The 12,884-nt window shown below is 68.9% G+C and carries 9 protein-coding genes; 2 read left to right on the forward strand and 7 right to left on the reverse strand.

From position 1 onward, the window contains the following. Positions 1-6: 6 nt before the first annotated feature. The 7 genes from OG900_26505 to OG900_26535 all read right to left on the reverse strand — a co-directional run bounded on the left by OG900_26505 (position 7) and on the right by OG900_26535 (position 9,521). A complete protein-coding gene (locus tag OG900_26505) occupies positions 7-1,602 on the reverse strand; it encodes a DUF4407 domain-containing protein (protein WUH93314.1) in 1,596 nt (531 codons plus the stop codon). A gap of 4 nt (positions 1,603-1,606) precedes the next feature. Continuing rightward, positions 1,607-6,151 carry an FtsK/SpoIIIE domain-containing protein gene (locus tag OG900_26510; protein ID WUH93315.1) on the reverse strand — a complete coding sequence of 1,515 codons (4,545 nt, stop codon included), beginning with the start codon at positions 6,149-6,151 and terminating at the stop codon, positions 1,607-1,609. 18 nt (positions 6,152-6,169) lie between these two features. Continuing rightward, complete coding sequence (locus tag OG900_26515) at positions 6,170-6,505, reverse strand: hypothetical protein (protein WUH93316.1); 336 nt, start codon at positions 6,503-6,505, stop codon at positions 6,170-6,172. A gap of 43 nt (positions 6,506-6,548) precedes the next feature. Further along, positions 6,549-7,733 carry an EndoU domain-containing protein gene (locus tag OG900_26520; protein ID WUH93317.1) on the reverse strand — a complete coding sequence of 395 codons (1,185 nt, stop codon included), beginning with the start codon at positions 7,731-7,733 and terminating at the stop codon, positions 6,549-6,551. 114 nt (positions 7,734-7,847) lie between these two features. Further along, the gene (locus OG900_26525; protein WUH93318.1) at positions 7,848-8,153 is read right to left on the reverse strand and encodes a hypothetical protein; all 306 of its coding nucleotides are present in this window, start codon (positions 8,151-8,153) and stop codon (positions 7,848-7,850) included. 5 nt (positions 8,154-8,158) lie between these two features. Further along, positions 8,159-8,446, reverse strand: coding sequence for a WXG100 family type VII secretion target (locus tag OG900_26530; GenBank protein ID WUH93319.1), 288 nt, complete (start codon positions 8,444-8,446; stop codon positions 8,159-8,161). A gap of 157 nt (positions 8,447-8,603) precedes the next feature. Beyond that, positions 8,604-9,521, reverse strand: coding sequence for a hypothetical protein (locus OG900_26535; protein WUH93320.1), 918 nt, complete (start codon positions 9,519-9,521; stop codon positions 8,604-8,606). Positions 9,522-10,153: 632 nt separating this feature from the next. On the opposite strand from OG900_26535, the gene OG900_26540 reads away from it, so the two are divergent. Both OG900_26540 and OG900_26545 read left to right on the forward strand, forming a co-directional pair. Continuing rightward, positions 10,154-11,515, forward strand: a complete 1,362-nt coding sequence (locus tag OG900_26540) for a NarK/NasA family nitrate transporter (protein WUH93321.1) — start codon at positions 10,154-10,156, stop codon at positions 11,513-11,515. 123 nt (positions 11,516-11,638) lie between these two features. Beyond that, complete coding sequence (locus OG900_26545; GenBank protein WUH93322.1) at positions 11,639-12,808, forward strand: uroporphyrinogen-III synthase; 1,170 nt, start codon at positions 11,639-11,641, stop codon at positions 12,806-12,808. The last annotated feature ends 76 nt before the right edge of the window (positions 12,809-12,884 follow it).

The raw sequence follows: 12,884 nt of genomic DNA on the forward strand, positions 1-12,884 counted from the left end.
GGGTCCTCAGAGCAGGAAGTCCTCGGACCGGATGGCCTGACGGGCCGGCGGGATCCTGGCGACCTCGGGATCCACGCGGTGGTGCGGCTCGATGGCATCTCCGGGGATAGGGCGGTTCCTCCGGGTGAGCCGGAGATTGCCAAGCCGGGTGGGCGGGTGCGTCAGGGCCTGGGAGATGCGGGCCCTGATCTGCCTGATTCCGTAGACCGATTCCTGGCGGGCCACTTCGCGCATCTGCCGCTCCTGGACGGCGCCCTCGGTCTCCATGCGCACCCGTTCCAAGCGACGTGCCTTGGTGACCTCTGCCCGCTTGTGCATTTCCTTCTCGACAACCATCAGCTCCGCTTCTATCCGGTTCACCTCGTCACGGGCGCCCATCAGGGCCGCATAGCCGTTGCGCGGCAGCAGCGAGTGGACGAACTTGAACAGCACCGGGAGGACTTCGAGCAGCAGCAGCCAGTAGCGCAGGCGCGTGTTCATCTGCGCGGCGTCCGCCGAGTAGTGGGCCACGCACGCAGGGTTGCCGGCGAGGTCCGCGGTACTTGGCGTCGCCGGGCAGACCCCGGCCGGCTTGTGGGTGATGAGGCCGAGCGCGTGCATACGCGCCAGCAGGCCGTCGTCGGATGCGGGCCGATACGCGCCCAGTCGCTTCTGCGCCACAGCTTTGGCGCTCTCGATCTCGTGGCGGTGCTCGGCCACGTGGTACTGCTTGTCGATGGCGGCCTTCTGCCGGTTCACTCTGCTCTGGGACGGTCCGGCGTTGCGCGTCCGGGCGTCGTCGTATGCCCCGAAAATGCTGTCCACTTCGGAAGGGCATTCCGTCACCTTGCCCAGGTAGACCCGGTAGCTCTGACCGCGTGAGTTGTAACGGGTGGCGTAGCGGGCCACCGGCGAGCAGTGCAGGCCGTTCGACTTCGCTGTTTTGAGCGCGTTCTGCTCCTGCTGGTAGGCCGTGGTGAGTGCCGTCTGGCTCTTCTCGAAATCGCCCTGCACGTCTTTCTTGGCTTTGTCGGCCTGCGTGATGACCTGCTGCGCCTTGGCTGCGATGTCCTGCGCGGCGGCATCGACCTGCTGGTCGTACTGGCTCTGCTGCTGGATCTGGATCTGCTTGAGTTCCTCCTTCACTTCCGGTGCGAAGACCGCCATGACCAGGAACTGGGCGAACAGCCACGACGAGAGCAGCGCCACCGCAACGCGCGGCGCGACCTTGAGAAGCTCGACGAGGAGGTGGACGAACCAGGCGGCCACCCGCCCGACGTCGCGCTTGGCGTTGTGGGCGAAGCCGGCCTTGGCGTCGGAGACGAGCCAGCGGTCCAGACCGAGCAGCAGGAAGAAGTAGATGGTGCCGCAGACCAACAGCGGTACGGGCGGGGTGTGAAAGGCGATCGATGTCGCTTCCAGCAGCCCCGCGGTGGAGATGGTGGCCGCCAGGATGATCGACACGCCCAGGCCCACGTAGTAGGCCCGGCTGACCGGGGCCCGCCCCAGCGTCTCCCGGTCCACGCCGGCCACCACCAGCAGCGCGTTGCCCAAGCCGATCCTGACCACCCGGACGAGGATGTACAGGGCAAGTGCCGCCTGTACCGCGATGACGTATCCCATGTCGCTATACCCTCCCCGCGGGCGATTCGGCCGGCCGTCCGAGGTGGATGAGGTGCTGGCCCTCGTCGGTCTGCACGATCGCGTCGCCTTTGACGTAGACGGCACCCGGGCGATGCCGAAGTGGTGCGCCCCGGACCCGGTATCCGTCGTCGACATCACTGCCGATCGCCACCGGGCGCAGATACACGGTCGTGCCGCCGCCCTTCAGCGCGGCGCCCACCATGCCCCCGAGGAATCCGGCTGACGACGCGGCCATGAGTTGCAGTTGAGAGCGGCGGAAGAGATCGGCCAGCGTGAGACCGAGTTCGGCGCCGCCGGGCGGGCTCTCAAGAGCGAAGGCGTCGTCGATGACCAGGAGGAGGCGGCCGTCCGCGGTCTCGCAGAGCCCGAGCGTCTGGAAATACGCCGCTCGTGCGGGCTCGGGGGCAGCGAGGAAGTCCGAGGCCGATATGAGGTGCGCTCCTGCCGCATCGGCCCACTGCTCCGGCTTCTGGGCCGCGAGTACGGCGACTCGCCTGCCGGTGGCTTCGTGGAGCTTGGCGACGGCATCACGCAGCATCGTGGTGCGACCGCTCTTGCTGGGGCCCACCACCAGGAGATGCGACTCGCTCAGGTTCACGAGCAGCGGCTCCCGCTGGATCTCGTCCACGCCCAGAGACAGTACCGAACCGCCGGGAACGGTCGCCGACATCGCGGTGGAAGGAGCATGGCGCCAGCCGTCGGGCTTCAGGAAGGCGGCCATGGCGGTATTGAGCGGAAGACGGGGTGTGTCTGCGGCAAGGACCCCGTCGGCTGCCCAGTGCGGGGCGTACAGCTGCACGAGATTTCCCTGCCCGTCGAGGCCGAACCCGGGGAGCCGGTCCTCGCGGGCGGTGCCTGCCTCCTCGTCGTGGGCCTGCAGATGCACCTGTTGGCTGATCACCGTGGCGATGGCGTTGTCGAGATCGCGGACATCCCGAGAGGCCAGACCCGCATGGATTCCGTACCGTCGGCCCAGGGTCAGCAATTCCACGAGCTTGCCGGCCCAGCCCACGTACGCGGAACTGGCGAAGGAACGTGCCAGAGTGTCGAATCCGTCGATCAACACGAGCACGGGGACCCGGTCGGCCGGAGGTGCGTCGGCGTCGATGCCGAATTCGCCGCTCTCCCTGCCCATTCGACTTCGCATCACCCACCAGAGCTGGTCAATGCATCGTGTGACGTGGTCCGACCTGGCGATCGGAACGACCACCGCGTCGGAGAACCGGTAGCGCAAGGCTGTCCCGAGCCGCTCGGCGGAGTCGAAACAGATCACGCTGGGGACGGCGGCGCCGCGAACGTGGCCGACGAAGGCTTCCGCGAGCATCGCCAGCGCACCCGAACGCCCTGACTGGTTGGGGCCGAACACGGCAAGCGGACCTGCTGCGAGGTCGACCCGAAGTTCGTCCTGCCGTTGCCGGTCCGGCAGATCCCGCAGCCCCACGGCGAGAACGTCCACCAGCGCCGTCTCACGACCCTGTCCTGGGGAGCGGTCGGGTCGGCGGGGTTCGCCGTCCGGCAGTCCGGACGGCGTCGGGATCAGGCGCACCGGGGTGTCCTGAAGCGCCGGCGGCATCACGACCGCGCCTGCAGGAGGGGTCGCGCCGGACTCCCGTACCGCCCGGACGAGGCGCTGGAGCTGGGACTCTCCGCGTCCCGGCACGCTGCCGGGCCGCACGTCGGCAACGTCGGAGAAGTCGATCCCGAAGTCCGTCAGGACCAGGGCCTCGTCGGCGCTCCTGGGCACGTACGGCGCCCCGCTGTGCGCTGTCTGGAACTCCAGCAGGGTGCTGCCCTCGAGCCTGGCCAGGGCCCGCCCGGGGATCGACCTCGGGATGCGGGCAGCCTCGGGCCGGTCGATGATCGTCTCGGACTCCTCGGAGGCCAGGGTGCGCAGCGCGATCCGGGCTGTGACGTTGGCGCGTACCTTGGGTACGACGACGTCACGGCTGGGCTGCTGGGTGGCGAGGACCAGGTGGACTCCCCAGGAGCGGCCCCGCTGGGCGATGTCGATCACCGCGGAGATCGTCCGGTCTCCGAACTCCTGCACCAAAGTGGCGAACTCGTCGAAGGCGACGACGAGCCTGGGCAGCACGGCTCTCCGGCCGTTGTCGAGGCAGTACTGGAGGTAGTCCGCGTACTCCTTGGCGTTGTCCGCCTCCTGGAAGGCCACTTCGCGGCGGCGGAGCTCGGCACGCAGGAACGCCAGCGAACGGTCGACGTCCCGCGGACCCAAGTCGCTCACGTACCCCACCACGTGCGGCAGCCCCGAGAAGGGGGCGAACGTCGCTCCCCCTTTGAAGTCCACAAGGAAGAGGCTGACCTCGCCCGGCCCGTAACCGCCCGCGAGCCCGCACACCATGGTCTGGAGCAGTTCGCTCTTGCCGGATCCGGTGGTACCGCCGATCAGAACGTGCGGACCGTCTCGGACGAGGTCCAGTTCGAACATCCCCGCTTCTCCCACACCGAGCCGCACCGGCAGGCTCCGCCCCAGCGACGCGCGCGGCAGCGCGGCCGGCTCCACATGTTCCACCGGGGTCACCGCGGACAACGGCGCCGACTGCGGCACGCCCGCGCTGGCACCCGACGTGCTGGGGTCGTACAGCGATGCCAAGGCCCGTGCCGTGATGGCGGGGTCCGCTGCGAACCGGACAGCGGTGAAGGGCACGTTGACCATGACGGGATCGCCGGACAGCAGGACCCCGTGCACCTCCTCGTCCACCAGGTCGAGCCGGGCCAGCGCGGTGACCAGGTCGGGCGCGGTGTCCGGAGAGGTGCCGAGCCACAACACCCGGATAGCGCCCTCCGCCAGTCGGCAGACCTCACCGAGCAGCGCGAGGTCCACCTCCGCTGATTCGTGGACGACCAGCAGCGCATTGGTGGCCACGGTGCCGGGCTGACGTGGCTGCTGGAGCAGGGCGTCGCGCACACCCAGCAGGAACGCGTTGCACGACTTCCGCCCGGCCAGCAGGCGCTGGGCCGGAAGGATGGTCGAGCCCGAGCGGGTGTGAGGCAGCCACTTGAGCCACTCGTAGCGCCGTCGTGCGTACTGCGAAGCCGGCAGCAGTGCGGCGATGGCGACGCTGCCCGGCGGGTGTGCGCACACGACCTGCACGAGCACGTCGATGGCGACGTCGTTGACGGCGGCCTGAGGTCCGACGAGGCCGAGTTGCTGATCGCGAAGACTCACCGGGAACGGCACGTCGAACAGCTGCGGCCGCAGCCGCTCCCGATCGCGCCGCCGTCCCTCCACCTCCACCAGTTCCCGGAACTCCGGGTCCTCGTGGTCGAGCCCGTCCGCGAGCCTGACTTCGTACCTGCTGGGAAGCTCCCCCCAGCCGAGGCTGACTTTCAGGTAGTCGGTCCGCTCGGTCGATCGCGACCACAGCCCGGCCAGGCGACGGTACGCGCGCAGCGCCCACACTTCCGTGGCGGGCGATTCGCGCTGCAGGTTCTCCTCCTCCATGCCGGCCAACTGAGTCAGTTCCTCGAGGCTGGTCTCCAGTCGGCGCCGCCACTCCGCTCGGTCGGCTGCGTACCGCTTGGCGGCCTGCTTGCGCTGGCGGCCGTGGCTGATGGTGGGGGCGAGGAAGATCGCGGGCGCGGCGAACAGTGTCAGATAGCTGTGGGTCACCAGGTACAGCACGATCAGCATCGCCGCGGGCAGCACCGCCTGCTCGTACGGGTACGGCTGATGCTCGGGTTCACGGGGCTGCGCGGGGACTGTGCCGCTCTGCTCGCTCATCACGTCGTACGCCGGGTCGGCGGGGCGCGCGGTGACGTCGAAGCGCACGCGGCCGATGGGTGAGCGCTCATGCAGGCCGGCCGCCGTGGTCAGCGTGAAGCCCACGTAGTCGGTCTCGTCGGGCAGGTGCGAGCCGCGGGACTGGCTGACGGGGGTGCCACCGCGCCGGAAGGTGATCGTGCTGCCGGGCAGCAGGGCTGGTTCGGCCTGGCGGGCAGGGCTGCCCGCCAGGTACAGGCCCTTGTCCTCCTTGACCACGCACTGGGCGAAATCGCCGTTGACGTTGGTCACGATCAGCGCGGTGCCGGGCACATTGCGATCGTCCACGAGCACATGTGAACCGCCGCCGGGAGCCGATCCGATCGTCACCTCGGTTCCGGCCGGCAGACGGGTGACCCTGCCCCGATGGGTGCCGCGTTCGTCGATCAGGAAAAGGTCGTCGTCCGCCCTGTCGGTGTCCAGCGCGATCGTGGGCGCAGGCCGCTTCCCGCGATCGTGCAGGGCCAGCGCTGTCCCCTCGACCAGCGAGCACTGGGCCAGCAGCGCGTCCTGCGGCAGGTAGCCGACGGCCAGCTCGCCCGGCACGCCGCCGACGGTGGACATGGTCCTCAGCAGCCCCGGATCGGCGCCGGCCGGCAGCCCGGTACGTTCAGCCAGTGCGGTGACGAGATCGGCGACCCGCGTTCCGTTGTCGGCCTCCACGACAAGGTCGTACGACTCTGGGCCGTCGACCGCCACGTTGAGGGAAATGCGCAGCAATCCGGTGGAGTCACCTTCGGCGCCCATCCGTTCAGCCTTTCTCGATCAGCGCCCTTCCAAGAATTCCTGGAAGGAGCTCAGCAAGTTCTCGAAGTCGGCGACCGACATACTCGTGTCCGGCCACTGGTCGTAGAGCGCCTCGAACACCACGCGGTCGCCCTCCAGTCGCTGCACGGTGGCGTTCCCGGAGATCTCGGTCAGCTCCGGATCCTCTGCCGCTCTGACCTCGCGCCAGGTGTCGCGATAGTGCGTCAGCGTGCTCGGCCTGCCGCTGATCTCCGTGTGCAGGAATTGCTCGACGGCCCTCGCAAGTCCGGCGTCCACCCCGCTCGGGGGCTCTACGAGGACATAATGCGGCCCCCAGTGGAAATTCCAACTCATCCGGTCCGTCCATCCTTTCCCATGTCGTTCCGGGGAGGCCCGTTCATCTGGAGGTCCCGGACGATGGGCCATACGTTGTCGGAAAAGCTGTCACCGGTTGCCCGTCCCTCACGTACCCGGTGATCTGCATGTCGCCGTGGTGTCCGATCCACATGCCGCCGTCGTATTCGACTCGGTTGGCGAATGCCGTCTCGATTGCGCTCCGGATGTCGTCGTGGCTCCACGAATCCGGGTACATGGTATGCAGATCCGCTCTTTTGCGAACGCCGTTGACCTTCACGTCGGCCCGGTATGTCCCATCCGGATATACTTCTCGAATCGAGACGATCTCGCGTCCCGGTGGCGCGACCCCGTCGGGGGCACTGTGGAACCCCACGGCCCTCCCGCCTTTGTTGATCTCGCCGTTGACGATGTGGTTGAAGGCAGTCGACGAGAACTTGAAGTCGTCCGAAGCCAGTAGCCCGTTGGTCATCTTGGCGGTCGCCTCGACGCCCTTGGTCGCGTTCACTCCCTTGAGGACGGCTCCCTCCCCGTCGGTGAGCACGGTGCCCAGTACCGTCGGGACGAGGGCGCCGGCCCAGTGGGCCGGGTTCTTCTTCAGGTCGTCGAGATCGAGCGCCGAGGAGAGCACGGTGCGGCCGAACCCCGCCGGATCGCGCAGCAGCGCGCCGACCATCCGCGCCTCGGCGCCGACGATCTTCTGCATGTCCTGGGCATAGCCCACCGGGTCGTAGGCGATCCGCTCCGGGTTGAGCCGAGCTGCCAGCGAGGCGAGTTCGACGAGCGACTTGCCCATGGCGTACGTCCCATCCCATACACCGTGCAGGAAGTCGCCGATCCGGGACCACGTGGAGCGCGGATGCCGGGTGGCCCGCGCGGTGGCCGACCGTACAGTGTGCGCGGCGTGCGCCATGGCCGCGGTGATCTCCCTCTCGATCTGCTGCTTCTCATGTGCGAGATGCGCAGTGGATCCTGCGGCGTCGAACACGGAATGCACCGGAGCATGCCCCGCTGCCCTCAACTGGGCGACCACTTCCTGGTGACGCGCCCGGTGGGCCCCCACGAGGGAGGCAACAGCGTTGAGGGAGTCGGCGGCCTCACCGAACGCTTGGCGGGCAACGCCGAGTTCGTCGGAGAACTCCTGGAGCATCCGCTTGGCCGTGGCCGAACTGCCGTCGGACCAGACGCCGTTGTCGATACCGGATGCCACGTCCTGCACCAGGGTCATACGGGCCCCGAGGCCCGCGGAGATCTCGTGTAAGCGAGCGGCGTCAGCACGGAGACCGGTCACATCGGGCAGTTCGACCGAGAGGTCGTACAAGAACGGAAGGACCACGGAGCCTCACCCTCCCGTGCCCAGCGCCTGCTCGGCAGCCGCGTTCGCTTGCGCGTACAGGCCGGCCAAGGTCTGCATGATCGAGCCGAGGCCCCGCAGGTCGTTGCCCACACCGGTCGTGTCGAAGGACCAGGTCGCACCGAATCCATGCAGCGCGCCGCGCAGCCCACCGTCGTCGATCGATCCGCAGCGCCCCGCAGCCGAGGCGGCAACGGTCTTGATGTCCTCGCCGCAGTGGGCGAGCTGGGTACTCGCAGTCCTGACCGCTTCCGCCTGTTCGGCGAAGCGCTGCGGATCGACCTGGATGTCCACCGCAGCTAACCGCCCATCGCCGAGGCGCCGGACTGGTTGACCTGGTCGAAGTTGTTCGCGATCGTGTTGATCACGTGTCCGAGGTCGTGCAGGGCCTGGATGAGGTTGCGCTCGGCCGCACGCCACTGGTTGTACTTCTCGGTGTAGGCGGAGGCCGCCGCCCCCTCCCAGAACGCCTCGGGGGAGGCGCTGCTGGACAGCGAGGTGACGTCGTTCTCGCGAGCGGTAGCGTTCTGCTGCAGCAGAGAACCGATCCGCTGTACGTCCTCGACGCTGATCTTGATGTAGCCCAAGACTTCCTCCTTCAACGCAGGGTCAGGTGACGGGGAGGCCCCGAACAGCCAGTGGCCTCGTTGTCCAGTGAAGAGGAGCTGTGGCGCGCTTACGGCGCACTCGGCGGCCGGGCCGGAGGAGGCGCTAGACATCCTCAGCGCGCGACGTGGAGGGAAGTCACCACTCCCAGCGCCAGCCCACGACGGTCTGCTCGATGTACGGCAGGAACCGGTGCAGCGTGCCCTCGGCGCCGAGCACGACCGGCTCCTCGAGAACCGGGGTTCCTTCGATGTGGTCGGCCCACACGGACCACCAGCACCGGCAGGGGAGTCGCTGGGGGTGGAAGCGGACCACCGTGTCGACGTTCTCCGCCCGCCTCCGCGCCGGCCTGCGCAGCTCCAGCGTGGCGCCCCCGTCTCCGCGATAGGAGGTGTGGTACTCGATCGACGCGCTCTCGCCTTTTCTGAGCGTCCTGTCGATCAGTATCTCGTCGGCCTGGAGGCCGCCGCCGTACTCGTAATGGCCGCCGACCCGGCCCTGATGCGCCACCGTGATGGCGTCCACGTCCGCCTCGTGATTGAACATGTAGCCGTCCACGCCATCTTCCATGGCCAGGATGACGTGGTATGTGTGCCGCTCACTGAGCCGTCCGGCGAGATCGATGATGTAGCGCTCGAACAGTGCCAGGGTCCTGTGCCTTTGCGGCTTGGCCATGGGCCGGGGAGCCACCATCGTATGGGCAATTCCACGATCGAGTGATCGCCTGGTGTACGTGGCCCACAGGGACTCCTCGTCGTCGTCGGTCATCTCGAAGGCCCGGAGGAACCAATTCAAGGTCTCCGCCGTCAAGTGCTGGCCTGTCAGCGCGCGACGCACGCGGTCCTTGATGTCCCTGGGCAGGTCGCGGTCGGTGTCGGGACGCTCGCCTGCTTCCCAGAGGTATTCGGATAACACGCGGGACACCGCTGCGAGATTGATGTCGGAGTCTCGGTCGCGTTCCACCCTCGCGAGCCACAGCCTTCGGTACTGCGGCTTTTCCTCCAGCAGCGTCCTGAGAAGTCGTGTTGTTGCGGCGAAATTTCCCGTCTGAGTCATGTCCCCCACCCCAAGTCAAGCGATCCTCGTCGGTCGTGGCGCCCCCGCCCCACCCGACTCCACACCACGTTGCGTGCGTGTCGAAAACCGATCGAGACCGGTTCAGAGCGTAACGCGGCGTGGACGGAAATGCTCCGCATTTGCCGAAACCCCTCGCACATCTGGAGTTATTCGACGTATCAGTGGTAACGGGGGCAAGATGTCCGGCGGCTCTACCGTGGATATATGCGGCGGGCCCGGCCGAGTGAGCGAGGAAGTACCTCCGACGGGGCGCCCTGTGTTGTGGAACGTCAACTGTGTTGCGGAGACGGCGTGGTGGAGCTCTGGTGAGCCTCGGCGCAAGAGCGCCGTCGCCGGGCTTCTTCGGTGGCAGGGCTGATCCAAAGTTGCGGTTCTCATGAGAAGTTGCTGTTCACGGCGCTGTGACGATGCGCTGGAGGACCGTCACGCAGGCAACGAGGCTCCGGTTGAAGGGGCGCCGTTCGGCGTTTCCGGGGGCTCACAGTCGGGGCTCGGGGGGAATGAGAGCACGGTTGCGTTCGTGTGACCTGGTGGCACGGGGTGGTAACGCGGCGTTCCTATCGTCGGGGCGACACCCGGCAGTGCACAGCACCAGGTCACAGGGAGGCGCCATGAGTCGATGGACAGGCCGGTGGATCGAGCGGTGGGACCCCGAGGACGAGCGGTTCTGGCAGGAGGGCGGGAGGCGGGTCGCGCTGCGCAACCTCGTCTTCTCCGTGCTGTCCGAGCACATCGGCTTCTCCATCTGGAGCCTGTGGTCGGTGATGGTGCTGTTCATGGGGCCCGAATACCACGTCGACCCGGCCGGGAAGTTCTTCCTGGTGGCGATGCCGACGCTGGTCGGCGGGGTGCTGCGGGTGCCGTACACCTTCGCCGTGGCGAAGTTCGGCGGCCGCAACTGGACGATCGCCAGCGCGCTGCTGCTGCTGATCCCGACGGTGACCGCGGCCTTCGTGGTGAAACCCGGGGTCTCCTACTCGACGCTGATGCTGGTCGCGGCCCTCACCGGGGTCGGCGGCGGGAACTTCGCCTCCTCCATGACCAACATCAACTCCTTCTACCCGCTGCGTGAGAAGGGCTGGGCGCTCGGCCTGAACGCCGGCGGCGGCAACATCGGGGTCGCCGCGATCCAGCTGGTCGGGCTGCTGGTCATCGCCACCGCGGGCGCCGGCCACCCGCGGGTGGTGCTCGCCGTCTACATCCCGCTCATCGTCGTCGCCGCCACGCTCGCCGCGCTGTACATGGACAACCTCACCACGGTGAAGAACGACACCGGGGCCGCGATCGACGCGGCGAAGGACCCGCACACCTGGATCATGTCGCTGCTCTACGTCGGCACCTTCGGCTCCTTCATCGGCTACAGCTTCGCCTTCGGCCTGGTCCTGCAGAACCAGTTCGGCCGCACCCCGCTGCACGCGGCCTACCTGACCTTCATCGGGCCGCTGCTCGGCTCGCTGATCCGGCCCGTCGGCGGCCGGCTCGCCGACCGCTTCGGCGGCGCGCGGATCACCCTGTGGAACTTCCTGGCCATGGCCGCCGCCACCGGCGTCGTCGTCACCGCATCCGAGCAGAAGTCGCTCGGACTGTTCCTGCCCGGCTTCATCGCGCTGTTCGTGCTCAGCGGCCTCGGCAACGGGTCCACGTACAAGATGATCCCCGGCATCTTCCACAAGAAGGCCGAGGCCAGGGGTCTCACCGGGGAGGGCGCGGCCGCCTACGGGCGGCGGCTGTCCGGCGCGTCCATGGGCCTGATCGGCGCGGTCGGGGCGCTCGGCGGGGTCGGCATCAACCTGGCCTTCCGGGAGAGCTTCCTCACCAGCCGGTCGGGCACCCCCGCCTTCGTGTCCTTCCTCGCCTACTACGGAGTCTGTTTCGCCATCACCTGGGCCGTATACCTGCGGCGCCCCTCCCGCACCCCCGCGGGCGAGGAGCTGACCGCTCCGACCGGTGCGGCCGCCTACGCGGAGGTGTGAGCGCCCGAGGCGTACGTAACACCCGGGAAATCCCGGTGAACCGAAGCCGTCACCCCGCCTTGGGACGATGCCGGGACCCCGGCGGGGTGGCGGGGCGGAATACCAGTGGCAAGGTGGGAAGCGATGCAGGCGCAGCAGGCGAGCGGGAACGGCGGACCCCAAGCGGTGGCACCGCTGGCGGGCTTCACCGTCGGCGTGACGGCGGCCCGCCGCGCCGACGAGCTGGCCGCGCTGTTCGAGCGGCGCGGCGCGGCCGTCCTGCGCGCGCCGGTGCTGCGGATCGTGCCGCTGCCCGATGACGCGGAACTGCTCGCCACGACCAAGCAACTGCTCGACGACGCACCCGACATCGTGGTCGCCACCACCGCGATCGGCTTCCGCGGCTGGATCGAGGCGGCCGAGGGCTGGGGCCTCGGCGAGGCGCTGCTGCGGCGGCTCGGCGAGGTCGAACTCCTCGCCCGCGGCCCGAAGGTACGCGGCGCCGTCCGCGCGGCCGGGCTCACCGAGGCGTGGTCGCCCGCGTCCGAGTCCATGGCCGAGGTGCTCGAACGGCTCCTGGACGAAGGGGTCGAGGGGCGCCGCGTCGCCGTGCAGCTGCACGGGGAGCCGCTGCCCGGCTTCATCGAGTCGCTACGGGTCGCGGGCGCGCGCGTCGTGGCCGTACCCGTCTACCGCTGGATGCCGCCGGAGGACATCGGCCCGGTCGACCGGCTGCTCGACGCGGTCTTCGCCCGGTCCCTGGACGCGGTGAGCTTCACCAGCGCCCCCGCGGCCGCCTCGCTGCTCGACCGCGCCGGGCAGCGCGGGCGCCTCGACGAACTGCTCGCCGCCTTCCGGCGCGATGTCCTCGTCGCCTGCGTAGGGCCCGTGACGGCCCTGCCGCTCCAGGCCCACGACATCCCGACGCTCCAGCCGGAGCGCTTCCGGCTCGGGCCGCTCGTCCAGCTCCTCGCCCGCGAGCTGCCGGGGCGGGTACGCCCGCTCCCGGTGGCCGGCCACCAGGTCGAGATCCGCGGCCAGGCCGTCGTGGTCGACGGTGTGCTGCGGCCGGTGCCGCCTGCTGGGATGGCCCTCTTGCGGGCCCTGGCCCGGCGCCCCGGGTGGGTCGTCTCCCGGGCGGACCTCCTGCGGGTCCTTCCAGGGGCCGGGCGGGACGAGCACGCCGTCGAGACGGCGATGGCTCGCTTGCGGTCGGCTTTGGGGGCGCCCAAGCTTATTCAGACGGTGGTCAAGCGGGGGTATCGGCTCTCGCTCGATCCCCACGCCGACAAATACGCCCCCGGGCCGGCTTGATCCTCTGCGAGGGTGCGCTTACGTCCCACCTGCGGCCCGGTGGGGCCGGCCTCGCAGTTCCCCGAGCCCCTGGGGT

This window comes from Streptomyces sp. NBC_00433 (assembly GCA_036015235.1).
In the GTDB taxonomy this organism is placed as follows: domain Bacteria; phylum Actinomycetota; class Actinomycetes; order Streptomycetales; family Streptomycetaceae; genus Actinacidiphila.

What these genes read in the sequence shown, in the direction of transcription:
- OG900_26515 (WUH93316.1), bottom strand. Translation starts at nt 6,505, where the DNA reads ATGAGTTGGAATTTCCACTGGGGGCCGCATTATGTCCTCGTAGAGCCC.
- OG900_26540 (WUH93321.1), top strand. Translation starts at nt 10,154, where the DNA reads ATGAGTCGATGGACAGGCCGGTGGATCGAGCGGTGGGACCCCGAGGAC.
- OG900_26545 (WUH93322.1), top strand. Translation starts at nt 11,639, where the DNA reads ATGCAGGCGCAGCAGGCGAGCGGGAACGGCGGACCCCAAGCGGTGGCA.
- OG900_26510 (WUH93315.1), bottom strand. Translation starts at nt 6,151, where the DNA reads ATGGGCGCCGAAGGTGACTCCACCGGATTGCTGCGCATTTCCCTCAAC.
- OG900_26520 (WUH93317.1), bottom strand. Translation starts at nt 7,733, where the DNA reads ATGACCCTGGTGCAGGACGTGGCATCCGGTATCGACAACGGCGTCTGG.
- OG900_26505 (WUH93314.1), bottom strand. Translation starts at nt 1,602, where the DNA reads ATGGGATACGTCATCGCGGTACAGGCGGCACTTGCCCTGTACATCCTC.
- OG900_26535 (WUH93320.1), bottom strand. Translation starts at nt 9,521, where the DNA reads ATGACTCAGACGGGAAATTTCGCCGCAACAACACGACTTCTCAGGACG.